The 26,052-nt window shown below is 68.7% G+C and carries 19 protein-coding genes; 4 read left to right on the forward strand and 15 right to left on the reverse strand.

The window, feature by feature from the left end; all coding sequences use genetic code 11:
• Positions 1 to 160: 160 nt before the first annotated feature.
• On the reverse strand, positions 161 to 577 hold the full coding sequence (locus tag ACXC9Q_RS02605; RefSeq protein WP_457054846.1) for a hypothetical protein: 417 nt from the start codon (positions 575 to 577) through the stop codon (positions 161 to 163).
• A gap of 395 nt (positions 578 to 972) precedes the next feature.
• On the opposite strand from ACXC9Q_RS02605, the gene ACXC9Q_RS02610 reads away from it, so the two are divergent.
• Complete coding sequence (locus ACXC9Q_RS02610) at positions 973 to 1,554, forward strand: dihydrofolate reductase family protein (protein ID WP_457054847.1); 582 nt, start codon at positions 973 to 975, stop codon at positions 1,552 to 1,554.
• Between the two features lie 117 nt (positions 1,555 to 1,671).
• Here ACXC9Q_RS02610 and ACXC9Q_RS02615 read toward each other — a convergent pair whose 3' ends face one another.
• Together ACXC9Q_RS02615 and ACXC9Q_RS02620 are read right to left on the reverse strand one after the other, a co-directional pair.
• Positions 1,672 to 3,120: an MFS transporter gene (locus ACXC9Q_RS02615; RefSeq protein ID WP_457054848.1), complete on the reverse strand. Its 1,449-nt coding sequence runs from the start codon at positions 3,118 to 3,120 to the stop codon at positions 1,672 to 1,674.
• A complete protein-coding gene (locus ACXC9Q_RS02620; RefSeq protein ID WP_457054849.1) occupies positions 3,117 to 3,689 on the reverse strand; it encodes a dihydrofolate reductase family protein in 573 nt (190 codons plus the stop codon). The genes ACXC9Q_RS02615 and ACXC9Q_RS02620 overlap by 4 nt, the downstream gene beginning before the upstream one ends.
• A 129-nt stretch (positions 3,690 to 3,818) precedes the next feature.
• Between ACXC9Q_RS02620 and ACXC9Q_RS02625 the strand changes: the two genes are divergently transcribed.
• Complete coding sequence (locus ACXC9Q_RS02625; protein ID WP_457054850.1) at positions 3,819 to 4,880, forward strand: RNA polymerase subunit sigma-70; 1,062 nt, start codon at positions 3,819 to 3,821, stop codon at positions 4,878 to 4,880.
• A gap of 17 nt (positions 4,881 to 4,897) precedes the next feature.
• Here the strand turns inward: ACXC9Q_RS02625 and ACXC9Q_RS02630 are convergent, their stop codons facing one another.
• Positions 4,898 to 5,062, reverse strand: a complete 165-nt coding sequence (locus ACXC9Q_RS02630) for a hypothetical protein (RefSeq protein ID WP_457054851.1) — start codon at positions 5,060 to 5,062, stop codon at positions 4,898 to 4,900.
• A gap of 71 nt (positions 5,063 to 5,133) precedes the next feature.
• Positions 5,134 to 6,132: a hypothetical protein gene (locus ACXC9Q_RS02635; RefSeq protein WP_457054852.1), complete on the reverse strand. Its 999-nt coding sequence runs from the start codon at positions 6,130 to 6,132 to the stop codon at positions 5,134 to 5,136.
• Positions 6,133 to 6,927: 795 nt separating this feature from the next.
• Between ACXC9Q_RS02635 and ACXC9Q_RS02640 the strand changes: the two genes are divergently transcribed.
• Together ACXC9Q_RS02640 and ACXC9Q_RS02645 are read left to right on the forward strand one after the other, a co-directional pair.
• The gene (locus ACXC9Q_RS02640) at positions 6,928 to 8,115 is read left to right on the forward strand and encodes an alkaline phosphatase D family protein (protein ID WP_457054853.1); all 1,188 of its coding nucleotides are present in this window, start codon (positions 6,928 to 6,930) and stop codon (positions 8,113 to 8,115) included.
• 15 nt (positions 8,116 to 8,130) lie between these two features.
• Positions 8,131 to 9,123 carry a hypothetical protein gene (locus ACXC9Q_RS02645; protein WP_457054854.1) on the forward strand — a complete coding sequence of 331 codons (993 nt, stop codon included), beginning with the start codon at positions 8,131 to 8,133 and terminating at the stop codon, positions 9,121 to 9,123.
• Between the two features lie 49 nt (positions 9,124 to 9,172).
• On the opposite strand, the gene ACXC9Q_RS02650 is transcribed toward ACXC9Q_RS02645, so the two are convergent.
• The 10 genes from ACXC9Q_RS02650 to ACXC9Q_RS02695 are packed head-to-tail and all read right to left on the reverse strand — an operon-like array spanning position 9,173 to position 26,036.
• Positions 9,173 to 12,424, reverse strand: coding sequence for a hypothetical protein (locus ACXC9Q_RS02650; protein WP_457054855.1), 3,252 nt, complete (start codon positions 12,422 to 12,424; stop codon positions 9,173 to 9,175).
• A 22-nt stretch (positions 12,425 to 12,446) separates the two neighbouring features.
• Positions 12,447 to 13,721 carry a hypothetical protein gene (locus tag ACXC9Q_RS02655; RefSeq protein WP_457054856.1) on the reverse strand — a complete coding sequence of 425 codons (1,275 nt, stop codon included), beginning with the start codon at positions 13,719 to 13,721 and terminating at the stop codon, positions 12,447 to 12,449.
• A 28-nt stretch (positions 13,722 to 13,749) separates the two neighbouring features.
• On the reverse strand, positions 13,750 to 15,186 hold the full coding sequence (locus tag ACXC9Q_RS02660) for a hypothetical protein (protein ID WP_457054857.1): 1,437 nt from the start codon (positions 15,184 to 15,186) through the stop codon (positions 13,750 to 13,752).
• 1 nt (position 15,187) lies between these two features.
• Positions 15,188 to 17,143 (reverse strand): ATP-binding protein, encoded by a 1,956-nt coding sequence (locus ACXC9Q_RS02665; RefSeq protein WP_457054858.1) that lies wholly within the window; start codon positions 17,141 to 17,143, stop codon positions 15,188 to 15,190.
• Positions 17,136 to 18,836, reverse strand: a complete 1,701-nt coding sequence (locus ACXC9Q_RS02670; RefSeq protein WP_457054859.1) for a hypothetical protein — start codon at positions 18,834 to 18,836, stop codon at positions 17,136 to 17,138. The genes ACXC9Q_RS02665 and ACXC9Q_RS02670 overlap by 8 nt, the downstream gene beginning before the upstream one ends.
• An 8-nt stretch (positions 18,837 to 18,844) precedes the next feature.
• The gene (locus ACXC9Q_RS02675; RefSeq protein ID WP_457054860.1) at positions 18,845 to 21,058 is read right to left on the reverse strand and encodes a phage tail protein; all 2,214 of its coding nucleotides are present in this window, start codon (positions 21,056 to 21,058) and stop codon (positions 18,845 to 18,847) included.
• The gene (locus ACXC9Q_RS02680; RefSeq protein WP_457054861.1) at positions 21,055 to 23,247 is read right to left on the reverse strand and encodes a putative baseplate assembly protein; all 2,193 of its coding nucleotides are present in this window, start codon (positions 23,245 to 23,247) and stop codon (positions 21,055 to 21,057) included. Before ACXC9Q_RS02680 ends, ACXC9Q_RS02675 begins: the two co-directional genes overlap by 4 nt.
• Positions 23,248 to 23,251: 4 nt before the next feature.
• The gene (locus ACXC9Q_RS02685) at positions 23,252 to 23,659 is read right to left on the reverse strand and encodes a GPW/gp25 family protein (protein WP_457054862.1); all 408 of its coding nucleotides are present in this window, start codon (positions 23,657 to 23,659) and stop codon (positions 23,252 to 23,254) included.
• Positions 23,656 to 25,335, reverse strand: a complete 1,680-nt coding sequence (locus tag ACXC9Q_RS02690; RefSeq protein WP_457054863.1) for a hypothetical protein — start codon at positions 25,333 to 25,335, stop codon at positions 23,656 to 23,658. The genes ACXC9Q_RS02685 and ACXC9Q_RS02690 overlap by 4 nt, the downstream gene beginning before the upstream one ends.
• Complete coding sequence (locus ACXC9Q_RS02695) at positions 25,332 to 26,036, reverse strand: phage baseplate assembly protein V (protein ID WP_457054864.1); 705 nt, start codon at positions 26,034 to 26,036, stop codon at positions 25,332 to 25,334. Before ACXC9Q_RS02695 ends, ACXC9Q_RS02690 begins: the two co-directional genes overlap by 4 nt.
• Positions 26,037 to 26,052: the final 16 nt, after the last annotated feature.

The raw sequence follows: 26,052 nt of genomic DNA on the forward strand, positions 1-26,052 counted from the left end.
AAAAGAGCCCCCGCAGTCACGAGGGCTCGCCGCACTGACTGAAATCTGTCAGCGCGGCCCGGTAAGGAGGAGGCGGATGGTCACCCGTAGATGGTAACGCGGACAACCACGCACGAACCGAGGTCGGCAAAGGCTCGACCGACCTCGGGTCGGGGGAGTCCTACACGTCCTCCCACGCCAGCGAGCTCATCCTCCACCCGGCCGGCGTCCGGACGAACTGGGTGAGCTTGCGGCCGGAGCCCTCGAACCACTCGCCGTCGCGGGACCCGGACTTGCGGTACTCGCTGAACCGGTGCGCGATCGATCCGAAGATCTCGGTCCGCTCGGCGACCTCCCATTCGGAGAACTCCGTCAGTGTCCCGTCGGTGAGGATCTTCTCCCGAGGTACGACGAATCCGTCGAGATCGTAGATCACCGGCTCGCCTCCGACGTGACTGATGATCATTCCTCGTGGAATGAACACCTCACGGACAACGCCCACGTTCGGTCGACGGCCGCCGGTATTGTCGAAGGCACCGAGAAACGCACGCATCAGTTCGTCAATCTCGGCCTTGTCACGCAGCGGGTCGTCGACCATCGGACTCCATTCACCTAGCTGATGTTGTGTGAGCGTGCCCAACAGCTCGCCTACCCAGGAACCACACTGGGCTGAGACAGCGAGCTCCGTGAACCTAAAGTACATAGCTTCTTGAGTTCGGCGGAGCCACTTGGTCTCGGGCGCCGCCACGCCACTGCGACTGGGGCGACCTCGCTGGTGGCGCAGGCTACTTCGACCAGGCCCACTTCGGCCACGAGTTCCGGGCGTTCACCGGGCTCACGCCGACCCGGTACGTCGAAGTCCGGCGGCGGTTCCTGCACGAACATCCCGGCCACGTGCTGGACAGCTGGCCGCTGCCGGCCGATTGATTTCTTACAAGAGCGACAGCTCACGACACGCTAATTTGGGGGCACCCCAATGCAGAGGAGGACCCCGTGGGCAAGGTGGTCATGTACAGCTCGGTGTCGGTGGACGGCTTCGTCGCGGACGAGGACGATCAGCCCGGGCCGCTGTTCGACTGGTTGTCCAGCGGTGACGTCGCGTTGGACGAGAGCGGCGTGCTGAAGGTGTCGCAGACGTCCTACGACTACACCCGGCCGTACTGGGACCAGATCGGGGTGACACTCGTCGGCCGCCACGTCTTCGACATGACGGACGGCTGGGACGGGAAGCCTCCGGGCGGGATCGACCACGTGGTCGTCGTGACGCACCGGCCGAAGCCCGAGGGCTGGGACCCCGAGGCGCCGTTTCACTTCGTCGACGGCGTCGAGGCAGCCATGGCCAAGGCGCAGGAGCTTGCCGGTGACCGCATAGTCGAGGTCGCCGCCGGCGACGTCGGTGGCCAGGTGCTTGCCGCGGGCCTGGTCGACGAGGTGCGCATGGACGTCGTACCCGTCGTGTTCGGGTCCGGCAAGCGCTACTTCGGGTCGGTCCACGCGCAGCACCTGTTGGAGGATCCTGACGTGGCGATTCAGGGCAACCGGGTGCTTCACCTGCGCTATCGGGTGCGCCGTTGACCGATCTGAGCGGGTAGGCGAAGAAGTCCACCTCATCCGCGGCAAGTTCAACTCAAGATCACTGGTTGCCGGTTTCCGTCGTATCTTTGGTACACCTGGCTCAGGTGCCCGACACGGTTAGCGGTGCGTCGGTCCGGTCGGCTGCGGGATCGGCTCGCCGCCTCGCCGCTTGCCGGATGCGATCGACAGGTCACGGCCGCGACCGCGGCGCGGGAACGCCACGAGTGTCACGAGCAACCCCAGGCCGGCTGCCGCGAAGACGACCCAGTACGCGCGGTGGAACGCGTGGACGTCCAAACCGCGGGACGCGAGGACCGTGGCCGCGACGGCGACGCTGATGCCTCCGCCGACCTCTCGCATCGTCTCGACGAGGCCGCCGGCAAGCCCGGCCATGTCGTGGTGCACCCCGGAGAGTGCGCTGATCTGAACCGCCGGTGCGGCCAGGCCCCCGGCGAACCCGGTCAGCATCAACATCGGCATCAGGCTGCTCGCATAGTGCGGATGTGCGGGGACTCGGGTCAACAGGTAGGCGGCGACGGCCAGCACTCCGAAGCCCGCTGTGATCAGGCGCCGCGGTCCGACGATTCCCACGAGTTTCGCGCCGCTCGTCGCCGCGGTCACGAAGGACATGACGGTGGTTGCCAGCCACGCCAGACCCGTGCGAGTGGGGGAGTAGCCAAGCGCCTGCTGCATGAGCAGCGACCCGAGGAAGATGGACGCGAAGATCGCGCCGAAGAGCAGAAACGCGGCCAGGTTCGCAGCAACGAGCGACCGGTTCCGTATTGCGGCCGCTGGTACCAGCGGCGCGGACGACCGGGCCTCGATGACCAGGAACACGACGAACGCCACGGCCGACGCGGCGAGCAGTCCCAGGGTGCCGGCCGATCGCCACCCGTGTGCGCTCGACCGGCTCACGGCGTACACCAGCAACAAGAGGCCGCCGGTTGCCGCGACCGCGCCGCCGAAGTCGAAGCGTTGCCGCACCGCGTGCCCCGGAGCTTGGTGTGGAAGCAGCAGTACTCCGAGCGCGATCAGCCCAACCCCCACCGGCGCGTTGATGAAGAAGATCCAACGCCAGCCCGGACCGGCGGTCAGCAGACCGCTTGCGAGCACTCCGATCGAGGCCGATATTCCAGTGGTGGCGCCGTAGACGCCGAGAGCTCGGTTGCGTTGGGCGCCTTCGGCGAAGGTCACGGCGAGGATCGCCAGCGCTGCCGGCGGGACCATGGCGGCACCCAGACCTTGTACGGCGCGCGCGGCAACGAGTACCCCGGTCGAGCCGGCGAACCCCGCGAGTACCGAGGCCGTGGTGAAGACCGCCAGCCCGGCGATGAGGGTACGGCGCCGTCCCCACAAGTCGGCGATTCTGCCGCCGAGCAACAGGAAGCCACCGAGCATCAGCCCGTACGCCGTGACGATCCACTGCACCGAGTCCTGCGTGATGTGCAGGTCCCGCTGGATCGTTGGCAGCGCGACATTCACGATCGCGACGTCGAGCACGACCATGAATTGCGCAAGGCAGCACAGCAGCAGAACGATGCCTGATCTGGGGCGCGTCCGCATCATGCGCTCCGCTCGTACGTCAGCTGGACGAGTCCCGCACCGACGGTCGCGACACCGGACAGTCGCAGCGCCCGCGGGATCGTGAGGTCGCTGAAAACCCGTGCGCCCGAGCCCACGATGTGCGGGAAGACGATCAGCCGCACCTCATCGATCAGGTCGTGCTCGGCGATCGTGCGCACGAGCTGGTAACTGGCATACACGACGATGTCGCCGTCGACCCGTTGCCGCAGGCTCGCGATCTCAGCGGCGATGTCACCGGTGAGGACGGTCGTCGGGCCCCAGTCCGCCCGTCCGGCGGTGGAACGGACGACGTACTTGGGTATCCGGTCCAGCGCGGCTGCCCAGTCGCCCGGACGTCCGACCCATCGCTGCGCGAACCACTCGTAGCTGCGGCCACCGACCAGCAGTGCTGCCGTGTTCAGTGCCTCCTCGAACTCCACCTTGGCCCAGGCCTCGCGGTCGGCGTCGGGGATCCGGAGGAACCACCCCCCGAACTCGAAACCCTCTTCGCCGGTCGGATCCTGGCTGATCCCGTCCAGAGTGGCGTTGGTGCTGATCACGATGCGTCCCATCGAAGTCTCCTGTCGTTTTCGGTACGGACGGTTGAGGTAGGCACCAGGCGGATCCGAAACTGGGCGGCGGGGCACCGCCCAGTTCTCGTCTCCGGCGGTGTCTGTATCGGCGAAGGAGGTGGTTGACGCATGCGACCGGTCGAGGACGACTTGTTGGTACGAGCGCAGGCCGGGGACGGTGATGCGTTCCGGGAGCTCAGCGAGCCGTATCGGCGGGAGCTCCTGGTGCACTGTTACCGGATGCTTGGCTCGCTGCAGGACGCCGAGGACACGGTGCAGGAGACCCTGCTGGCCGCCTGGCAGGCAATGCCCGGCTTCGAGGCCCGCTCGTCAGTCCGCACGTGGCTCTACACGATCGCAACCAACCGCTGCCTGAACGCGCGGCGGGCGATCCGCCGTCGGCCGGCAAAGGAGTGGGACGTGCCTGGAGTGCAACCACCGGCCGCGACGCGGATCGGCGAGGTCGTTTGGCTCGAACCGCTACCCGAACACTTGTCAGCTGGTGTCGGCATGGCGCCCGGCCCGGAGGCGCGGTACGAGCAGATCGAGTCGATCTCGCTCGCGTTCGTGACCGCCTTGCAGTTGCTGCCACCCCGCCAGCTCGCCGTACTCGTCCTCCGTGACGTCCTTGGCTATCGGGCTCATGACGTGGCCGACATGCTGCAGACCACGACAGAGTCGGTGACGAGCGCCCTCAAACGAGCGCGGGCGGCGCTGGTGAAGGAGCCCGGCGGCGTGGCCGAGCGGCAGGTGGCACCACAACCTGGATCACCCGCTGAAGCCAGGCTCGTCGCACAGTTCGTCCGGGCGTACGAGGCGAGCGACGTCGACGGGGTTATCGCGCTACTCACCGACGACGTGTTCCTCTCGATGCCGCCGATGCCGTTCGAGTACGAGGGCAAGCAGATCGTCGCCGAGTTCTGGCGGCTGCTGTTCACCGCGAATCGCCAGTACCGCGTGGTGCCCACCCGCGCCAACGGCCAGCCGGCGTTCGGTACCTATGTTCGCGGCGCCGACGGTAGCTTCCACGGCACCGGCCTGTTCGTGATCACACTGGTTGGCGAGCAGATCAGCGCCCTGACCCGGTTCGAGAAGATGTTCCTGGCCAGATGCGGGCTGCCCCGAACACTGCCCGCCGTACGTGGGTCAGAAGATGGAGAACCCGGTGACGACGGTTGGGACGATCCCTAACAGGAGCCAAGGATCGGTCACGACTGGCCGCGCAGGATGCGCTCGGCTGCATTGGGAAGGCTCGGACTGGGGTTGCGACGCAGGGCGGTGTCAGGCGACGAGAACGGCTCGTCGAGCAGTACGGCGGCCGGCTCGCTGGCCAGCGCCCGGGCGCCCCGAAACGGGCGGCCGTCCTTCGTCATCCCTCTTCCTCCGTAGCGAAGGGGCGCACCCGGGCGAGTCCGGGAAACTCACCGACTGCCAGACCCATTGATCAGGTGACGTGCGGCGTCCCGCTTGGTTCAGAGTCGAGGCGGCGCAGGGTTTCTGAGAAGCGACCGCCAGCCTGGAGACGCGCGGTGCCGGTACTGTAATCGGTCACCTGTTGCCACTCGTTGCCCGTCACGTAGTAGACGTGCGGACTCAACGATCCTGGCGAGTCGGCGAAGAAGCAATTGGCGAGTCTGGCGACCATACCGAATGCGTTGACCACCGCCTGATCTCGCACCACGTGAATGAGCAGCATGTCCCGGGCCGGAATGGCCACGAGGCAACCGAACGGAGGATTCTCGACTCGCAGCGATTCGCGCAGCACGGTGTCGAGAACCAGCGCCCGCGAGGCGGTGAACATGCCGCCGGTGAGCATGGCGACCTCGGCGCCGTTGTCACCGGGCTGTCGCACGAGCTCGACCGTGTCCTCGAGGCGGCGCAGGTTCGCCAGGCCCATCCGGGTGAGTTCCGCCCACGGTACGCCGAGGTTGTCGATGTCGAAATGCATTGCGACGGCTGTACCGGCGTAGGTCGCCGGCGCGGTGAGTACACCTGGCACGAACTCTGGCACCCGGTCTGTCCAGCCGGGCTCGATCGCTGATGCGCTGACCAGGCGAAGGTACAGCTCGTCCTCCAGGTTCTCCGGAAGCCTCGGCCGTCCGCCCGGAAAGAGCATCTGGTCGAAATGGGCAGCCACCGCGTAGCGCCACTGCTGTCGTGGCAACCCGCCGACGACGCGTGCGAGATTCACGAGCCCGGCGAATGCACCGTCGTCCACCGGAGCGCCGTCGTCTTCGATCGACACCAGCGCGGCTGCGCCGTCGTATCGCATCGGTAAACCGCGTTCGGCGACCGCAGCCTCGGCCAGGCGGACCAATCGGCCGGCCTGGGTCATAGTCAGCGGCCTCAGCTCCGGATGCGGCCGATCGCCGCCGATGTCATTGTGTCGACTTCTGTCTCCGCGGCCGCCCCGGCGGCCGTCTCTGTCCTTGCCAGCACTCATCGAGCACCTCCTTTGCCCAAGAACATATGGACTTTCGGGCACTGGAACGGCCGGTCTTCGCAATCTGTGGATAACTCTCGTCCATAAACTGACGAAGATTCACGTAGACCCGGTGTCACGGACACACCACGAGATAATGACGCCAGCGTCATCTCCGGCAGCTGCTGCGACTCAACCGCTCTGGTCGTCGCCTCGACCCTCGGGCCCGATGTCGCCCCGGCTGACCCCGCCGACGGTACGGCGTCCGGAATACGCATGTTCGTTCCGGACGATCGGCGACGCTCACTCTGAAGGTTGCCGCGAGCAACCAATCAGTTGCGGGTGGACTTGGCCGGGCGAAGTCTCAGCTGGGGGAGGCAACAATGGTGCCGGAGTCGATAGAGATCAAGGTCAGCTTGGCAGGCTCACAGGTCGTCGATGCCGTCGGAGGTCTGGATTTGCAGGTCGACCTTCCGAATCCTAGACGTTGAGCTATTCCGGTGGCCCGCCTGCGGTGCCATGCTGAGCTGGTATCAGAGACGCGAGGGGGGACTCGTGTACGGCACTCTGGATCTGCACGCACTCGCGCCGGCAACTCGTGGGTGCCACCGGGTGTGGGTCGGTGTTTTCGATGCCGAGGCGCCGGACAGTCTCGAGTGGACGCTGAACGGAAACCCGGTTCGAGCCGGTGATATCCGCCAGGTCAGGGCTTTGACCAAGGTTGCGCTGCCAGACGTGGTCACCCAGACCGGAGTGTTCGAGTTGCCTGTCTCGGATGACGACCAGCTGGATCATCCGCTCCCAGACACTGTTCAGGTGACAGCAGTTTGGCCGGGTCGTCGCGCCGAGAGTCCGCCGCTGACGACGCGGGCGGTTCCTGATCAACTGCCGACGGGACTCGGCGAGACGTTCAATGTCCTGGCGGTGTCGTGCTTCTACGAACCCGGCGACTCCGTCGGCAAGGCCGGCGCCCTGGTGGCGTCGTTGAGCAGGGACGATGCCACGCGACCAGACCTGGTGATCCCGATGGGGGATCAGGTGTACCTGGACAACCCGTACCTCAAGGCCCAGACCTTGTACACCCAGGCGGCACTCGCCCAAGCCTTCGAGGTCAAGTACCGGAAGAACTGGCAGGGCACGGGATTCGCGCAGATCCTGCGTGCGGCTCCGGTGGCGTCGGTCCCCGACGATCACGAGTACTGGAACAACTATCCGCAGCCGAGCATCGGCTGGCCGGCGACGATGTTCGATGCCAGCCGCAACAACTGGGAGCGGGCGGCGCGCGCGATGTTCGACGCATTCCAGCTTGCGGAGACCGGCAGGTACTCATATCGCATCGACGTGCCGCCGCTGTCGTTCTTCCTGCTCGACAATCGGACGTTCCGGACGGTCAGCAAACGCGGCGCCCCGGGGAGTAGTACCCTCGCCGACGATCTCCTCCGGTTCGATGCCTGGACGGATGAGGTCATCGCGAGCACGGACCTGCTACCGGTTCTGATCACCGGACCGTCGCTGTTCCAGCCGGCGAAGGGGCTGTTCGAGAAGTACATGGATCTGAATCTGGCGAACCTGACGGATTATCCCCACATCATGCGGGGTCTGCTCAAGCTGTCCAGCCATGGTCGCCAACCGCTGGCGCTGACCGGCGACGTCCACTACGGGCGCGTCATCTCCGCAACGCACTGGACCGGGAACCAGGATCGGCCGTGGAGCAAGTTGTACGAGGTGATCTCGTCTCCGACGTCCCTGGTCGCCCTGAGCTCGCGGTCCGAGGCCAACACGCCGGATCGCTACTTCCACGTGGAAGGTACGGCGGACCTGTTGGACACCGCTATGCAGTGGCCGATCAGAGACCCCGGCAAGATGGGGGATCACGTCGCATTGCTGAAGTTCAGCCGGACCCAGACAGGCCTGGACGTGGACACCCAGTACTGGATGATCAACGAACCAGGCCGATCCATGAACCCGATCCACGCGCCGCGCTTCAAGCTGCGCCGCATCTGATGCCAGGGAGACCCCATGCTTACTGTTCGCGGCTCCTCAGCCCTCGACCCGGTCGAGCAATTCCAGTGGGCGGCCCGCGCCGCGGACGAGGACAACCTCCAATGGGTGCAACATCAACTGGATGCCCTGGGCCACGATCCGAAGAAGGAGCCGAAGGCAACCTGGTTGCTACTCGTCGGTGGCACCAGCATCTACGACTTCCGGCTGAGAGTCGCCCAGTCCCACTTGCGGCACGACATGACCCCGAGTCACTGGTCGCACGCCGCGCTGATCTCCACGCTTCATGCGAAGATCGGCGACAGCCGCCTGCTGGAGACATCGCTGGACCCGCAAGAAGGATTCCACATGCCGTCGATGTACAACGGCGTACAAGGCGCGACGCTCGATCGGTACGGCGATCCCGAGCTGTACCCTAACGTCGCCCTGATCAGAGTCCCCGTGGATCCGAGCAAGTGGCGGGGCGATGTGGAGAACCAGAAGTCGATACTCGGTCAGTTCGCCGAGCAACGCGTCGTGGTCGACGTACCGAGCCTGATTCTGGAGTGGCTCGGGTTCGTCTGGGGCGCCGGCGCGTCCGGCAATCCGATCCTGAGCGGGCATGGAATCCCATCCGCGGCAGTGATCGAATCACTCATCGGCGCCGCTGGGTACGACTTGTGCCCCGGGCTGGACAGTGCTGCCAGTTCGCCGGAGGCATTCTGGCAGACAGCCAAGTGGTGGCAGGCCAGCGTCGAGGCGCTGAACCTCGAGGCGCTGCAAACCCGGTACTTCACCTACGGCCGCGACCTCGCGGAGTCGGAAGCCAAGCCACCGACTCGCAAGCGCGCTGCGGCGAAGAAGGGAACCGCGGCCAAGAAGGCCACGACGGCCAAGAAGGCAACAGCAAGCAAGAGAGCGACTTCCTCGCAGACCGAAGCTCCCGACATCTCGGATGTGATCCGTACCCCGGCACCGCCCTTGTTCGTCCAGGCATCCAACTTCACCCGAGACCTCTTCCGACGCCAATAGGCTACTCACGTCCTTCGCAACTGACCTCGCCTTCCAGCCATCGGCCGGATCAGTTGAAGAGGTCGTCGATAGTGATCATCGCGGTTACGCCGCAGGGTGGGATCTGGATCTGGATCTGTAGGCGGTCGTTGAGGTCGAGGTCGAGTGCGGCGAGTGCGGCCTTGGCGCGGGCGAGGCGGGCGTCGAGGGAATCGGTGCCGTCGCCGAGGTCCTGCGGGAGCAGAACGGTGGTCGCCAAAGACGCGGACCCCTTCCACCAGGTGCGCAGTTCCGTGGTGTTGTCCAAGGCATCGTCGGTGAAGTTCGCCGTGACGCCGTCCACTGCGATGTCCAGGCGGTTGATCAGCTCTTCGAGCGGGACACCTGGATCTGCCTGCAAGGACCGCAGTGCCTTGATCAGCCGGGCCGCATTCGAGCGCTCCACGCGCAGCAGTCGGACGCAGGCGGTCTTGGCTTCGGGGGGCGTCACACCCGGCAACACCCCGGCGGTCAGCAGCACGCCATCGACGCCGATCGCGGTGAACTCGGGCGGAACGGCGGAGAGGAACCGCACCTCTGCCTTGTCGGTCGTGACGAGTCCGGACAACGCGGTACGCAACGCGTTGATCCGGGCCCCGGCGACGAGCTGACCTTCGCTGCCGCCGGCCGCGACGAGGAAGCCGAGGTCGGGTGGTCGCGATGTGGACTGCCACGCGATCCGCAACGCCGGAACCGAGGAGACGATCGATGCCGAGTTCTCGGTGAACGCGACGTCGATGACGGGAACGAAGCCGTCGTCGACGACCGGATCGCCGTTCGTCAACCGTTCGAGGATCACGTTCAGCTGGTCCTGTGACCCGACGTTGGCGTTGAACAACCGCAGGTTGCGCACGACCGGTGGCGCGACCTGGTCGCCTTGACAGGTGATTGTCGACCGGCGGTGGAACAGCACCCAGTCGCGGGTCGCCCGGATGGGAGCGACAGCGTTGCCGGGTGCGCCGTACAACAGTGTGCGGGCGCTGACGGCGAAGGCCGGATCTCGTCCCGCGGCGGCCAGCGCGGCGGCCAGGAGATCGATCGCTGTGTCGGCTTGCGTCCGGGTCGGCGACCCCGGTGTCGCCGCGCCGGCGGTGTCGGTGAGCTCGAGTGTGCCGATCGGTGTCACCGACGGTCCGCCGGCCGCGAGGATCGGCCCGGCCGACGAGAGTACGCCGGAGCCCAGCAGACCGGAGCTGGTGAGCCGATCGAAGATCCGGCCGAACACACCACGCACGCCCGACGTCCACTCCGGTCCCTTCGCGTCGGCCGGCGCGACCACGAACGGTAGGACCGGCGGCGCGGGGTGACCGGGAACGGGTGTAGCCAGGACGAGGATCGCGCTCAGCACAGCCTGGATCGTGCGCGGTACGCCGCCACTCGTTGCCGCGAGCAGCAAACCGGACCGGTCCTGGATGAAGCCGACCTGGAGCTGGTCGGCACCGTTGTCGTCGACACCGAAGAGCCAGTAGACGGTCAGGGACCGGATAGGAATCACATCGGACTTCGGCTTGCCGTTGTCGACGACGAACCTGTCTGTGAGTCCGTCCAGGATCGTGGTCAGCTGCACGGTCGGCGCACCGTTGGCTTCGCCGGTGACCCGCTCGACGACGCGCAACTCGCCGCTGAACCGGGCATCGAGGACCGAGACGTCGTCCACGGCTGCCGCATACGTCAGGCGGAACCGGAGATCGGTCGTGTCGCCGGGCCGCAGGGTGTCCACCCGGGCCGAGGTGATGATCTGCGCCCAGACCGAGATCGAGCGGTCGGTGCCGGCCGCTCGATCGTCCGGCGTGATCATCGCGCGGATCGCGGCGTCGACGGCGGCCAGCCGGCGCTGCCGTAGGGTCTGTCCGCGGGCGAGCCTCGTCAGCGGGTCCGGCATTCTTGCCGCAGGCAACTGGCCGGTGCCGGCGGCACACCACGTCCAGCCCAGGCTGCTGCCGTCCCGCGCCATCGTGGCGAGCGAGATCGCCGATCCACTCTCACCGTCGCGGACGGCCGGCAGCGTCTTCGCCGTACCGACGAGCGCACTCGCCTCGACCGGAGTCGGGTCCAGCTTCCCGTCGGGGACAAGAATGTCGACCTCTTCCTTCGCGCCTGGATCGTCGAGCCCTTGCGTCAGACTGATCCGGTCGCGGTGCCGTGCCTCGTCCACCAGCCCGGGGACGACGTCGGATCGTCCGACGCACAGGCGTAGGTCCACACCGGCCCCGAACCGCGCTCTGAGCTGAGCCTCGACGTCGCCGGCCGGGTCGACCTGCAGGTACCCGGCCGGTGGCAGTTCCACGATCCCGGCATCGAGCAACGTGCTGCCCGTGGCCGTCGACTTGGCGGCGAGGGACAGATCGGTGAGCTGGCACTGGAACTGCGAGAGCTGTGCGCTGGCAATGCTGACCGGACGCATCGCGATCCGTTGCTGCCAGTACCGACGCGGCGTCGTCTCCTGCAGTTCCCGGCGCGCGGTCCAGTCGTCGACCCACTGCGTCACCGACCCCTCGCGCTGCAGTACGGCGAGAGCCACCTCCTCGCCGCCGACCGCGTCCGCGCCTTGGCACCACACCGGCAGGTGCAGTCCGGCTCCGGACACGATCGAGGAGATCGCCTGACGTTCGGCCGCGAACCAGGCTGCGGCGACCCGCGACCGCAGGTGAGCGGCCGTCATCGCCACCGTGACCGAACTGGGTAGCTGCAATGTCACTGGGTGCAGCCGGAAGATCGCGCCTTCGACGAGTTGCGACCGGTCCGTCTCGGTGGCACACGCGTCGGCGCAGAGCTGGCCGAATCGCTCCTCCTCGCCGCACAGGGCCTCGGTCGCGGCAACCGTGAGTACCCACAACGTCGTGGCCGGCAGCACCGGTACGTCGCCGCTGAGGTCCTGGGGAGCGCAAGGCCCGAACGCGGTGTTGCCGGTTGGAGCGTTCGACGGGTCGAGTGCGCCCTGAGCCCGGGCGATCAGCGTGGCGGCCGGAAGCTCGATCTGCCGGGTGAGCAGCACCACCCGGCCCGACGGCGCCAGCGCGAGGCCTGCCTCCACCCGAAGCTGGTCGCCGGTCCCGAGCGCCACCTCGAGCCCGTGGACCACGCCAGTCCCGTTGCCTTGAGCAACAAGACTGGCCAATGACCGCTCGTACGCCTGGTCCGCGCGGAAACCGTCGGCGCGCAGGAACCGGCCGTCGAAGTACCAGGTACGGGTGAGTGGACCGGCCGGGTCGACGACAGTGATGCCCTCCTGAGTGAACCCCTGGTCGACAACGGTGGCGTTCTGCATGTTCTGCACGGTCATGGCTGGTTCCTCCCGGTGGCGGTCATGCGCCGTGGATCATCAGTGCGGCGTCGCTGCCGCCGTTGAGTGGCTGGTCGTCCGCGCCGAGGAGCGGTCGCGGGCCGGCGCCCTCGACGATCACCCGGACCGGCCGGGCCCGGACGGCGGATCCGAGCGTGACCGTCACCGTGCTGCCCGACGCCTCCGCGCCGGCGACCTGGACGGCCTCCCAACCGCTGGGCCGGAGGGCGGTCACCGTGAACGCCTCCGGTCGTACGGTCGCCGGTTTCACCTCGCCACTGAACTGCAGCGTCAGCGTCCGGCCGGAGAGTGTGGAGCTGTCGTCGTCCAGCCGTGGCCCTGGTACGTCGGCAGTCGTGCCGAGCCGGCCGGACAATCGTGCTGCCTGGCCCGCTGGTGGTACGAGCAGATCCTGGAGCAGGCCGGTCGGCGCGACGGCCGGACGGGCGAGATTGTCGATCCTGGTCGGATCGGTGCCGTCCTCGACCACGTGCCAGCCCGTCCCTTCCGGGGCCAGGTGCACTTTGAGGTTTGCCAAGGCGATGCAGGCGGGCTCGGGTTCGGGGAACCAGTCGCCCAACCCCGCGGCCGGGCGGCGGTCGATGGCGTCGGCTGCCAGCATCGCGGCGAGCTTCTGCCGCGAGAGGGCGAGCCGGTCCGCGGGGTCGGCGTCCGCGATGTCGGCCAGCGCTTGGACCACGAATGGGTCGGCGGCGTCCGCGAGGCCGAGCAACTGGTGGACCCGTGGGTAGAAGGTGGGTGGCGTCGTGGTGGGGTCGGGACGCGGACGCAGGACGGGGAGCCCTTGTTCGACGGCGCGCGAGTATGCGGTGTCCGTGGATGCGCCCTCGCAGCTGTCGGCGATCGCGGGCACGGGGCGGTCGAGGCAGCGCTGGGAACAGAGTGCCAGCTCGAGCTCGAAGATGACACCGCCGGCTCCGTCGTCGGTGACCACCAGATCGTCGGGCCGGTTGGCGTCGTACCACATGCCGAGGTCGACGCAGAGCGTATCGGCGACGTACAGCTCCCGGCCGCGCTGGTCGACCGCCAGGCCCGGCTGGACCGCAAGCTCATTGGTCCCCGTACGCAGTTCGGCCCGGAGCCCCCAGACCGTGCCGTAGCCGTGCAACCAGGCCGCGTGCAGCCAGGTCTTGCCGCGGTGATAGCCCTGATCTTGGTCCAGGTCGGCGACACCCAGGAGCATGCCGAAGTGGTAGCGGTTGGAGACGAACGGGTTGATCGGCAACGTCACGTCCTCGCAGGTGGGCGTTGTCAGGATCAGATCGGGACTGGCCACGGCACACTCCTCGGCGGCTTCGCGGGTGTCAGAGCTGGTCGGCCGTCCGGCCGGAAGGACCGTCGCCGCGGGCGTACTGGCTGGTGCGGTCGTCGGAGAGTTCGCCGAGCGCCCGCACGCGGGCACCCCGGTCGCCGGTCTCGAGGTTCGCCACCTGCAGCCGGCGCAGCTGGACGTCGGCTTCGTCGAGTGCATCGGCGTACGCGTCCTGCGCGGTGTCGAGGGTGGTGAGCAGCGCATCGCGGGTGGGCTGGGAGGCGAGCCGGTCGAGTACGTCGCCGGCGGCCTCGAACGACGTCAGTGCGTCCCACAGTTCGTCCGGAACCTCGACCTCCCACGCGTCGAGCGCGTCGCGAGCGGCCTGGTCGTACTTCGCCCGCGCATCGGTGAGGGCCTGCTGTGGAGCCTGCGCGTCCAGCGCCGCATGCGCCGCGATCACGTCGGCGTTCGTCTCCGGATCGGAGTCGGGATCGTCGATCCGGGCGTTGAGTACGGCGTCGTCCAGCGCTTGCTGCAGTACGGCGATCTCGGCGACCGCGTCCGCGAGCTCGTGCTCGGACTCGGCCGCGGCGATCGCGTCCGCCCGCCCCGCTGGGTCAAGTGCGGCGACCTGCGCTGGAGTCAGGTCGGGCGTGGCCTTGACCGCGTCGAGTCTGGCCCGGGCATCGGCCAGCTCGGAGGCGGCCGCCGCGACGTAGCCGGTGAGCGCGGCGAGCGCCGTCCGGAACGCTTGCTCGGTGGTGGTCACTGCGCTGATCGGAGTCAGCTCACCGAGCACGCGGTTCTCCGCTGCCCGGGCCGTGCCGAGGAACTCGGCCGCCTCGGCTGCGAGCGAGGTGGATTCGGCGTATCGCTGCCGGGCGCGGGTGAGCAGCGCATCGGGGATCAATGCGGCCAACCGGTCCCGTGCGTCGGTGAACGTCGTACTCGAGCGGAGCGCCGTGGCGTCGGCGACCATGGTGTCGAGTGGTGGCAGTAGCAGGGCGTCGCGCGCCGTACGGACTGCGGACTGGTCGGCGGTGCCTTGGGCAACGGCCGTGATGGAGGCCCCGACGCGTGCGCCGGCGGCGTCCATCACCTCGCCGAGGGCGCGCACGACCGCGGCACCGGTCAGTTCACGTTCGCGGCCCTGTCGCAGGCTGACCCGGATGTTCGCCTGACGCAGCATCGATGCGCGGAGCTCTGCCTGGTACGTCGCGGTGTCCGCCGGGCTGGTCACGTTGGCGAGCGCCGACCGGATCGTCGCCTGGGTGGCAAGCTCGGCGGCGAGCGCGACGCGGGCGAGTTCGGCATGCTGGTGTGCACCGACCGAGCCGGCCCACTGGTCGGGCGTGAGGCTTGACGGGTCTGTCACTCGCTGGTCGACCTCTGCGCGGGCGGCGACGAGGGCGGCCGCGGCTCCGGCGGCTGCCGCCTGGTTCAAGGTGAGTTGGTTTTCAGCTCGGGTCTTCAGGTCCTGTGCCATCTCAGCCTCGCATCTGCTGTCGGGTTCCGGCGGTTCGCCGGGGTGTGCCGGGGAAGGAGCGGCCGGCCTTCTCGTACTCGTGCCGGACGGCCTGCACCAAGGCGGCTTGGTCGATCGGGTGGCAGGCCGCCGCGGCCGCGAACGCCGCTGCCAGTACGGCGTTCCGGATCAGCCCGCCGGTGACCTCGTAGAGGGCCGCGAGTCCGGGCAGGTCGACGTCGTCGGCGAGCGGTGCCGTCGGCGGCAGGTGCCGTTGCCAGAGCAGCAGCCGCTGATCCCGGTCGGGCTCGTCGAACTCCACGATCACGTCCAGCCGGCGGACGAAAGCGTCGTCGATCGCGGAGCGCAAGTTCGTTGCCAGCAGCACTAAACCGTCGAACCGGTCCATCCGGGCCAGCACGTACGCCGTCTGCAGGTTGGCCCAGCGCGACTGCGCGTCGGAGATCTCGGTCCGCCGGCCGAACACCGCGTCCGCCTCGTCGAAGAACAGCACGGCGCGCGCCTGCCGGGCCGCGTCGAAGACCGCGCCGAGGTTCTTCTCCGTCTCGCCCAGCCACTTGCTCATCAGGGCACCGAGGTCGACCACCATCAGGTCCAGATCGAGCTCGGCCGCGATCACCCTGGCGGCCAGCGATTTCCCGGTCCCCGGCGGTCCGGTCAGAAGGGCTCGGACGCCTTGACCGCCGTGCACCGTTGCACCGAGACCCCAGTCGTGCAGCACCGTCACCTGTCCGGCCACGCGGCCTGTGATTGCCTGTAGCAACAAGCCTTGGGCCGGGGTCAGCACGAGGTCGTGCCATCGTGCGCCCGGCTTCTCCAGCCGCACGCTGAACGGGAGCTCGGCGTCGATCCGCTGCCGGAGGCCGGCGAGGACGCGGTCTGCGTCCGGCACGGCGGATCGGCTGCCCAGACGGGCGTCGGCCACGGCTCGTCGAGCGCTCAGCCAATCGACCCGGACCAGGCCCGCCAGACTTCTGGCGGTACCGTTCGAGCCGGGAAGCAGCGCCTCCCAGAGGGCCACGGATTCGGCGACGCCGGGGGAGTCGAGCCGGGCGGTCACGAGCGGGCGGGCGTCGTGTGGTGCGCGTTCGCCGGCGGCTGGGCACACGATCACTTGTCCGGGGTGCTGCGGGAGCGGTGCGGTGCCGGTGCCGCCGTACACCAGGGGGATCGCGTCGTGGACGACGGCATGCAACGACCAGGTCTGGGCCAGTCGCGGATCGAGCGGAGTGCGGACCGCGTCGATCGGTACGACGTTGCGCCCTGCCTGCCTCGCGAGTTGCATGACGAAGCCGGCGCGTTCCGGTGCCAGTCTGTCCTCGGAACCGGTCACCGCGATCAGGACTTGTCTGCGACGACTGCCGGACAGCACGTCGATGAGGCGTGCAGCGACTGCCGTGTCGATGGACAGCGCACCAGGCGTCAGGTCGAGATCGATGCGATCTGGCCAGGTGTCGATGCCACGTAACGCGCTCCACAGCCCGGTCGGAAGGAATAGGCTGCGGCCAGGAAGTGGTTCGGTCGGGTCACCGGTCACGAGTCCGGTGCTCCGGAGCGGTCCGCCGTCCAGTTCGGCGCGCAGGTGGCGCCTGCCGGTGGAGTCCAGCTCGAGGACGGCAGCGATGGCGGACGGCGTGACGTATGGCAGGCGGGTGGGGTGGGTCAAGCGGGCCCAGCGAGTGAGGAGTTCGTGCTCGTCCGGTAGGCCGGTCAGGATGAGCAGATCCACCGCGAACGGCGTCAGGTCAAGGGCATCGACGAGTCGCGTCAGCCGGTCGGTTGGGTCGCCGGGGTCGTGTGGGGCCTGGCCCGGCGTCGATCGGCGGCTTTCTGCCAGCAGTTCGTTCGAGAGGGTCGCGAGGTCGGTCCGTAGGTCGTCGTCCGTGCAGCGCACGGCGATCTTCGCAGTCAGGGCGCCGGCCCGGGCCGTCAGCAGGTCGCGGACGAGCTCAGACATAGCGGTACCTCAGGACTGCGCCACGCCACCAAAGCCACCCGGGATCCGCGTCCAGTAAGGCTCGCCGGATCCGCAGATCGACGTCGTCATGCGAGAACTCGACCTCGATGTATCCCGGCGAGATCTCGATACCGGCCCGACGCCTCCACACCCAGTCCAGGTCGTCGTCCGCCGGGTCGAGTTGGAGTGTTGCCTGAGTCCAGCTTCGGATCCGGTCCTCGACGAGGACGTCGAGTTCATCGTCGCGTGCAGCGGGCGACTTGGTTGGTTCGATGCCGGCGAGGGCCAGGACGACGGGATCCGAGGGCGGGACCGTGGTGAGTCGTCCGCACAGGCGGGCGAGTACGTCGGGTAGGTCGTCGACCACGATATCGGTGACCACCGGATCAATTGCGAGTGCGAGGAACACAAGGCCGCCGTACTCGGTGTAGTGCAGCTCACGGCTCTGAGGCTGAATGGGTGCGGTGGGCTGAAGGTTGGCGATGGTCGCCGGGGCGTCCGGGTCCATCGACAGGGCCTCGGCGACGACGTCGACCGCTGCGTCTCGGCTGTGGTGCGGAACCGCGGCGGCGAGCGCCAGGCGGGCGAGCAGTCGCCGCTCAGGTCGCGGCAGGCGCGCAACGGTCTCCTGGTGTGCGGCCAACGCGCGACCCACGGGAGATCGAAGTGCGGCGTGAACAATGGGGCTATCAGCAACGATTGTGCCCGCGGTCGCTGTCCGCTGGATCGATCCCTGCGATCGGGTCCAGGCGAGGGCGAGTGCCACCCACTGCATCGGTGTCAGTGGCAACGATGCGTCGACGCGTTCGAGGACAGTTGGGATCAGGTCCGGTGCGATGGTCAGCACGCGTGTGATGACCTCGGCCCGAGCTGCCGCGGATCGGGGGAGCGAACCGGAGTACAGACCGCACTGCTCCCACGCCCACGCCCGCTGGAGATCGAACGCTCGCTGGACAGCCCACGTCCGCTCGACATCCCGCCCGCGCCGCGTGTCCCACGCCGGCTCGCTGTCCCGGACTCGCTCGCCATCCCGCGTCCGCTCCAGGTCCCGCCGCAGACCCGGATCCCGCCTTCGATCCACCTCCCGCGCCCGATCCGCGTCCCAGGCCCGATCCACCTCCCAGGCCCGATCCACCTCCCAGGCCCGATCCACCTCCCAGGCCCGATCCGCGTCCCAGGCACGATCCGGGTCCTGCCCGAGACCGGTGTCCTGCGTGAGACCTGCAGGTGGCGCCTGCTCCACATCAAGCGCCCGCTCCAGGTCCTGTCCACGGGTCCGGCTGAGGGCGACGCCGGAGCCGGACAGGCTCACCACCAGGTCCGTGATCGCGTCGACGTGACGCTCGTAGATCACCACCTCGCCGTCCGCGCTGACGAGCACGCCGTCCCGGACGCGACGTACACCGGACGCCGGAAGCGAGCGGACCGCCTGGTGCGCGGCCGCCAGCCAGGCGCGCCGGATCCCGGAGACCCCGGTCGCCCGGGAAACCCGAAGGCGGAGTACGACGGCCAGTCGGCGAACGCAGATGTGTTCGGCCGAACCGAACAGCTCCGTCAACCTGTCGAACTCCGAAACCAGCAATCCGTTCGGCGCGGTCAACTCCATGCGCAGCGCACGGTCGACCTCCCACGCCGTGGCGATCCGGTCCGCCCGGCACCGCAGCTGGATCGTGTCGACCTTCGCCCGATACATCGTGACCCCTAACCGACCCGTGCACCGGCGTCGAGCCGAGAACCCTCGACCGCCAACCCGGTCGTCGGGCCGCCAAGGATCAGGTCACGGTCGGTCGCCCCGGCCCCGACGTACGCCGGCCGCAGTCCGCCGGTCGGACCGATCACGCTCGTCAGCGCGAGATGCAGCCCGCGACCGAGCCGCATCCCCGCGTCGACCGTGCAGAGTTCGTACGCCGTATGTGCCGGTCGCTCCGTGTCGAGCACCTGCCGGACGGCCGCCTGCTGTTCGGCATCGAGTGGACGCGGGATCACCACCGTGAAGCGGTGCGCGCTGGAGTCCGGAGCTGTTGTAGCGCCAGAGTCGTCCTGTGGCGCGCCGACTCGGAGACCGGCACCAAGGACCGACCGTCCACTGCCCACCGGATCGGCTCCGAGATCCGGGCCGAGTCCGCGCAGCCGGTAGTGCTCGATCAGAACCGGCGAGAGACCTGGGCGAGTCCGTCGGCCGGCCCGATCGCCGGCGAGATAGATTTCCAGGTAGCGCCGCAGCGACCCGAGAGTCCCGCGCCGCCGGTAGAGCGTCGCCACCTCCGCGATCAGCTGACGACGAGCGGCCTCGGCCCATCGGTCGTCGAGCAGCAGACCGACGAACGACGCCAGCCACGGCAGCGCCTCCACCGGCGTCGACGCCGGATCGACCAGCAGGTCGCGCCGATCGGAGCGAGCCTGGAGGTCGTACAGGAAACCGTCGAACAGAGCGAGGAATCGATCCAGGAACGCGGCTTGGGTGGAATCGCCGATCAATACGGCGGGCAACCGGCGGGCCAACGTGTGGGCCTGCCGCTCGATCCGTACCGCGCGCACCGACGGCGTACGGCGTGAGTTCCCGGCCAGCGCGAGTGCCACCCACAGGTAGCGCCCTGGTGCCGACACGACCGGCGCCTCGTGCACGGAGCATGTTGTACCGCCTGGAAGCCGCCACCACGGGGAAGGCTCGTCCGCACGCTGGTGGACCGGAGACGCGGCACTGACCGCGATCGTTGCCGGCGGAAGCGGCTGCGCACTGGTCGTTGCTATCGGCAAGCAGTCGGCCGGTTCCGGCAGGACCGGTGGCACTGCCGTCTCGTACTCGTCGTCACTGCTCAGGGTCGACACCCGGAGGTCCGTGCCGTCCGGAACGCAGGCGTCCAGGAAGATCCGGCCCCACCGGTTGCCGGGCTGCCCACTGTCGAAGCGGTAGCTCAGCCACCCACCCGTGTGCGCGTACCGAACCCGCCCGGGTACGGCGAGCCGGAAGCCGTGCTCGGTCCAGTACCCGATCCGGCCACCGACGAGCGCGACCAGCCCACGGCCGTCGTACCCGCGGGCATCCAGCGGCTGCGCCCGGATCCACCCGGTCTCGGTGACGATCACGCGGTGCAGGCTGGCCGCACCGTCCGGACCTGACCCGGCAGGCGCCAGTACGACGGTGTCGTCGAGGCTCACGAGCTCACACGCGCCGTCCGCCGGAAGTGGTGCACGCCTTCCGCCGACGAGCCACGAGTGACCCGCGGAGTCGTGCCACAAGGTGATCGCCTCGCCGGTCGGCATGACCGTCACCCGTGCCGGAGCACTGTCCGCGGGCGAGTCCGGCAGCGGAAGGTCGCGCGGCCCCCGATGCGCGCTGAGGGCGAGGAGTCCGGCGGGCTGAGCGACTACCGCGACCACGTCCCGCCCTCGAGCCCCGAGTGCGATGGGCCGCCGCTGAGGCGACGCGGATGCGCTGATCGGGATCCGCCGCAGCAACCGCCGGCTCCACAGATCGAGAACGACGATCTCCTGACGTCCAGAGTCGGCGAGGAAGAGCCGGTCGTCGTCATCGATCGCGATCCCCGCAGCGTCGAGCAGCGACGGCTCGGGCCGGGGCGTGAACGACCCACCGACACCACCGTCGTCACGGACCCCGATGATCTCGACCTCGGCCGGCAGCCTGGCGTAGTCCAATCCGGCTCGTGTATCGCCGACCGTCAACCGGGCTACGCTCTGGCGGTCGAGCCGATACACCCTGCACAGTCGATCGACGGCCGAGCCACGCGCCGAGCAGGCCGTGCCCGGATCCCACGGCCGTGGTACGGCGTCCTGCCAGGTCAGAGTGAGCGCGACGCCCGACCCGTCGTCGACGGTCTCCACCGCCGTGGCGTCATGCCGGCCTCGCACCCACTGGTCGCAGGTGCTGACTCCGCTGGCCGACCGCTCGGTCATCGGCATACCTCACGCGGTGAGCGGACCGGCACCGGCGGGCCGGCCGGCGGCGCCGGCGACTCGACGTTGCCGGGGGCAACGGGATCGCCAGTGGTGACGGTGAGCGCGGCGAGCTCCGGCACCTCCCACGCGGCGAGGTCGACGCGAACAGGCGTCGTACGCTCGACGAACTCGCCGTCGACGTCCTCCGACAGCCGTAGCCCGGTGAGGAACTCCAGGCCCTCGACCTGCAACGCGGCCGCTTCGAGTTCGGGTCCGAACACCGGCCGGCCGAGCGGCCACCCACGACCCTCCGGTCCGTACGGCGGCACGGGCGAGACGTACTGGCGCAACACCGTGTCGACCCACCGGCGGACCCCCTCGGCGCCGTACCCAGGACGTACGGCGATGCCCACCGACACAGCGATCCGTCGATAGGTCGGCGGGATGACGTACACCTCCGTGGTGATCAGACGCCGCGGATCCAGGTACCGGCAGACCTGTTCGAGTACGCCCCGATCCGGGCGCGGTGCGTCCGGGTTCAACCGGTCGTGCTCGGGCCAGACCACAACGCTGACGACCCCGGGTGATTCCTGCGCCGGTCGCTGTGGATCGAACAGGCGGAGAGCCTCGGCGCGGATGATGCCGGCGCCCGGTGTGGTCTCGGCCAGTTCGCGGAAATCGGACACGGTGACGGCACGATCTCGGCGAGCCAGTTCGGCCGGGATCTGGTCGATCGCCTCGGCGATGCTCTGCGGCTCGGCACCGCCAACAGCCGGCAGCGGATTGGTCAAGGTCACCTTGGCGACGTGTGGAGCGGCCGAGAGAGCGCCCGGGCCGACGTTGCCTGCGGCACCTCCGCCGTACGTGTAGCCGCGGACCCGGATGCGCTCACCGATCTGCGGCGCCCGACCGCGATGGACCTCGCCGAACCGGACCACGCCGGCCTCGGCATCGACGGTGAAGACCCGGTCGTCCGGCCCGGCGGAGCGGAAGTCGTCGACCTGTGTCCACGGTACCCAGCGCCCCTGGCCCTGCTCCTCGACGTCGAGGGTGATCGTGCCGATCACCTGACCGTGGACGAGCCGGTACTCCTGCCCGGGGTCCCCGGTGCCGGTGCCGAGGAACTCGGCCCGCGCCGCCTCCGTCTGCTCGACCCTGGCAGCGTTGACGCCGACCCATTCCATCGCGCCGATCGAGGTGCCGTCGGGACGGAACACCCGCAACCAGCCGATCAGTTGCGCGTCGAGTTCCTCGTCCTCGATCAACGGCGGTTGGTCACCGGAACCGAGCGCGTCGGGGTCCGGCGGGAGATACACGCCGATCCGGGCGAGCTGCGCGGGATCGGACGGGAACCTCAGCCGGACGACGCCGGAGGTGAGCAGGCCCGACGTCGTGTCACCGCCCACCGGGAGGTCGAGCCAGATCGGGTCGGCGCTGTCCGGCAGGGGCGCGTCCGGCACGGGGTCCGTCGTGCACACCTGCCACCGCATCGGTGGTGCTGGTGGGGCTTCGCCTTCGCCGGGACAAGGCTGCGCGTCGGCCATCGTCGGGACCTCGAGCGAGGGGACGAAACCGATGCTGAGCTCGCGGCCGGCGAGTGCCGTCGGATCCGGAGGTACTGGGGTGACGAGCGCGATGTACAGCGTGCCGTCGACGGATCCGGCCGGGTCGAGCCGGTCGCCGCCCGGCCGCCCCGGATCGGTCGCACCGAAGACCGTTCGGTAGCGCAGTACGTCGTCGATCGAGGCGCCCTGCGCGGCGCTGGAGCGGGCCAGGTACTCCAGTGTGTCGACGTCGAGCTGCTCGCTCACCCGGGCGCGGATCGCCGAGCGTGCGGTGAGCGGCCACACGCTGCACTCGTCGAGCATCGTGAACGGCACCTTGCCCGCGGTCAGGACCGTGCCGTCCGGCGCCAGCACGCCACCGGGCTGATCGGTGCTAAAGGCAACGATGGTCGACGCGGCCGCCGCCGGGCGCAGCGGGATCTGGAGCAGGTCGAGGAACGCCTGGCGGGTCGCGTCCGGGATCTGGTTGAACCGGTACAACAGGTTCTCACCGAGGAATGCGAACAGCTCGATGAGCGTGATCCCGGGATCGCTGGGCTGGTGATCGGTCCACTGCGGTGCGTAGACGGGAATCCGGGCGATCAGCTCGTCGCGCAACTGGGCGAACGAGCGGTCGTCGAGGATCGGCGTACGCAAGGGCATCGGCTCAACCTCCCAGCGGCAGGGCCTGGACGAGCAGGCCGAGAGTTCCGTCCCGGCGGTGCTCGTACCGGATGGAGATCACCGCCACCGCAGGATCCTCGGCCGGCGTCACAGACACGTCGAGCAGGCGTACGCGCGGCTCCCACGTCTCGATCGCGGTCGCGACGGCGCGCTGCAGCGAGGCGCGGACGGCGATCGTGTTCGGCTCCATCAGATACCTGCGCAGGCCGCAACCGAAGTCGGGCCGCATCACGCGTTCGCCGGGCTCGGTCAGCAGGATCACCTGGATCGCCTGCCGGACCTTCTCCGGTCCGGAGCGGTAGCCCAGGGCGCCGCGCACCGGGTCCGGCGCGAGCGACAGATCCCAGCCGGTGCCAAGCCGGTCGGTCGCGGTAGGAGAGGTCACACTCATGGGTGGATCACCTCGTCGCGGCCGACCTGGACGGTGTAGTTCAACGTCTGGTGGAAGTCCGGGCCGGATCCGACCGGGTCGGAGTATCCCTGCACAGCAAGGAGTTCCAGGATCGGGTCGTTGGTGAACTGCCCGGTCAGCACCGTGCCGAGGTCCACTCCGGACGGGAGCCCACCGGGTGGCACGGGTGGCGTGTCCAGGATGCCGTTCAGCCCGTCGCGCAACGAGTTCTTGATGGTGTTCTGGTCGAGTCCCGGGAGGATGTCGATGTCCAGACCGGCCGACGCGGAGATGCCGCCGGGGACGATCGAGAGCTCGGTCGACAGGTCACCGGCGAGCTCGATGCTGGGCGGCAGGCAGAACTTCAGCTTGAGCATCCACCACAAGCCGAGGGCGAACAGCAGGATTGGCAGGAAGAGGTTGAACAGGAAGAACGCCACGATCGTGAACAGCGAGATCGAGAAGAAGCAGATCTGCTCGTTCTCGTTGACCGATCCGCTGTCCTCGACCGGCAGGTCGCCGGTATGCGGGACCGACAGCCCGCTGCCCGGCGGGGACGAGACCCGGACCGAGGGCGTCGCGTTCGAGCCTTCGAGTTGACGCAGATCGGGCAGCCGGACCTCGATCGGGTGCTGGGCACAGCCGGCCGGATCGTGGAACGAGGCCAGACCGTAGCTCTCCGACGGCTCAGACCAGACCAGGTGCCCTGGGCAATCACCGCAGTCCTGCCGAACCCAGCCGCGGATCTCGTAGTCGTAGTTGTCGCTGAACCGTGCCGAGCCGTCGGCGGCCACCTCGTCACCACCGATCGGCACCGATCCCCAGTAGATCGTGCCCAGCGCGGCAGCATGCTCGGGCCGCCCGGGCGGCGCGGTCAGCAGCCGGAGCGGGTAGCTGCGCTCGATCAGTTCGTCCGGCGTGTCCTCGATCGGAATCCACGCGCCGAAGCGTCCTTCCGTCGGCACCCAGCCCTCGGTCTTTCGTTCGACTCCGTTCTGCTCCGCCCATACCCGCAGCTTGCGTCGTGCGAGCTCGACTCGCTGCAAGATCTCGGTACGACGCTCCGCCGCGTCGACCTGATGACCGTTCGAGAACCGGAACGGGTGCAGCCGCCGCCGTTGATCACGAGCCACCTCATACCCGGCCTTGGTCTGGGCGACCGCGCGCGCCGCAGCGAGTTCACGCAACAGCGTCGCCGCGGTCGCCTCTTGCCCGGGTGGCAGTACAACGCGATGTCGCCGTACGACGAAACCCGCCGTGGCAACGCGGTCTGGGTCGACCCGCGGGTAGCCAGGGGTGTCGCAGTGCAGTCCGAAGGCGACCAGGTAGTGGCGTTGGTGCGCGGGCAGGAACAGCTTGCGCGTCGGACCCGCGACGAGCTTGCGGCCGGACAGCAGACGCGATCGGCTGTCGCCGGGCAGCTTCGGCTTGCTCACCAGTTCTACGCGCTGTACCCGGTCGGTGTCGTCGAACACGACCGATAGTTGGGGATCGTCGAGGAAGCGTCGTACGAAGTCCGTCGTGCCGTACTTGTGCAATGCGGGCCGCAGCCCCCGCGCGGGCGCGTCGGGATCCGTCTCGCCGATCCGGGCCCAGCGGTACCACGGCGCCACCAGTTGCCAGTCCTTCGGCGGCGCGCACGTTCCGGTTTCGCCGGATACGACCTGCGTGCTCACCAGACGTTCCCCGCGCCAGGCGTGTACGACGGCGAGACGACGCCGCCGCCGGTCGCGATCAAGGTGTCGCACGTGACGATCCCGCTGAAGTCGCTCACCGCCGCGTCCACACTCACCGCCGCGGCGCTGATGTCGACCGTCGCGGCCGCCTCGATCCGTACGCCGCCCTCGGCCGTCAACGTGACCGTCGCTCCGCTGGCGGAGTGGATCGTGATCGTGCCACCCGCATCGTCGAGCACTATCGAGTGCTTCGACTGGTTGTCGGCGGTGCCCGCCGCGGAGAGCCGGACCGCTGCCGCGCCTTTGGTGTCATCGAACTCGAGCCGGCTGCCCGAGCGGGTCTGAACCAGCCGCAGGTTGTTGTCAGCGGTCGGATCCGCGGGCATCTTCGCGGAACCGTTCCACGTGCCGCCGAGCAGGTACGGGTGATCGGCGTGGCCACCCTGGAACCCCACCACCACGGTGGATCCGATCTCTGGCAGCATCTGCTGGCCGTGGTCGCTGTCCGCGTACGGGCTCACGACGACGGCCCAGGCCAGCGGCGGACCGCTGCCGTCCGCGCTGTCCAGCCAGTCCAGCGCGACCTGGACGCGTTGCAGGTGGAGCGGATCGCCGTCGAGTGCGTGCACTGTCGCGGGGTATAGGCCCGGCAGCAGCGGGCCCTCGGGTCCGGGGCTGGAGTGTTCGCCTGGAAGTGTCATGACCGTGTCCCTCGCC

This window comes from Kribbella sp. CWNU-51 (genome assembly GCF_054073265.1).

What these genes read in the sequence shown, in the direction of transcription:
- ACXC9Q_RS02680 (WP_457054861.1), bottom strand. Translation starts at nt 23,247, where the DNA reads ATGCCCTTGCGTACGCCGATCCTCGACGACCGCTCGTTCGCCCAGTTG.
- ACXC9Q_RS02675 (WP_457054860.1), bottom strand. Translation starts at nt 21,058, where the DNA reads ATGACCGAGCGGTCGGCCAGCGGAGTCAGCACCTGCGACCAGTGGGTG.
- ACXC9Q_RS02695 (WP_457054864.1), bottom strand. Translation starts at nt 26,036, where the DNA reads ATGACACTTCCAGGCGAACACTCCAGCCCCGGACCCGAGGGCCCGCTG.
- ACXC9Q_RS02685 (WP_457054862.1), bottom strand. Translation starts at nt 23,659, where the DNA reads ATGAGTGTGACCTCTCCTACCGCGACCGACCGGCTTGGCACCGGCTGG.
- ACXC9Q_RS02650 (WP_457054855.1), bottom strand. Translation starts at nt 12,424, where the DNA reads ATGACCGTGCAGAACATGCAGAACGCCACCGTTGTCGACCAGGGGTTC.
- ACXC9Q_RS02625 (WP_457054850.1), top strand. Translation starts at nt 3,819, where the DNA reads ATGCGACCGGTCGAGGACGACTTGTTGGTACGAGCGCAGGCCGGGGAC.
- ACXC9Q_RS02620 (WP_457054849.1), bottom strand. Translation starts at nt 3,689, where the DNA reads ATGGGACGCATCGTGATCAGCACCAACGCCACTCTGGACGGGATCAGC.
- ACXC9Q_RS02645 (WP_457054854.1), top strand. Translation starts at nt 8,131, where the DNA reads ATGCTTACTGTTCGCGGCTCCTCAGCCCTCGACCCGGTCGAGCAATTC.
- ACXC9Q_RS02670 (WP_457054859.1), bottom strand. Translation starts at nt 18,836, where the DNA reads ATGTATCGGGCGAAGGTCGACACGATCCAGCTGCGGTGCCGGGCGGAC.
- ACXC9Q_RS02615 (WP_457054848.1), bottom strand. Translation starts at nt 3,120, where the DNA reads ATGATGCGGACGCGCCCCAGATCAGGCATCGTTCTGCTGCTGTGCTGC.
- ACXC9Q_RS02605 (WP_457054846.1), bottom strand. Translation starts at nt 577, where the DNA reads ATGGTCGACGACCCGCTGCGTGACAAGGCCGAGATTGACGAACTGATG.
- ACXC9Q_RS02660 (WP_457054857.1), bottom strand. Translation starts at nt 15,186, where the DNA reads ATGGCACAGGACCTGAAGACCCGAGCTGAAAACCAACTCACCTTGAAC.
- ACXC9Q_RS02630 (WP_457054851.1), bottom strand. Translation starts at nt 5,062, where the DNA reads ATGACGAAGGACGGCCGCCCGTTTCGGGGCGCCCGGGCGCTGGCCAGC.
- ACXC9Q_RS02635 (WP_457054852.1), bottom strand. Translation starts at nt 6,132, where the DNA reads ATGAGTGCTGGCAAGGACAGAGACGGCCGCCGGGGCGGCCGCGGAGAC.
- ACXC9Q_RS02665 (WP_457054858.1), bottom strand. Translation starts at nt 17,143, where the DNA reads ATGTCTGAGCTCGTCCGCGACCTGCTGACGGCCCGGGCCGGCGCCCTG.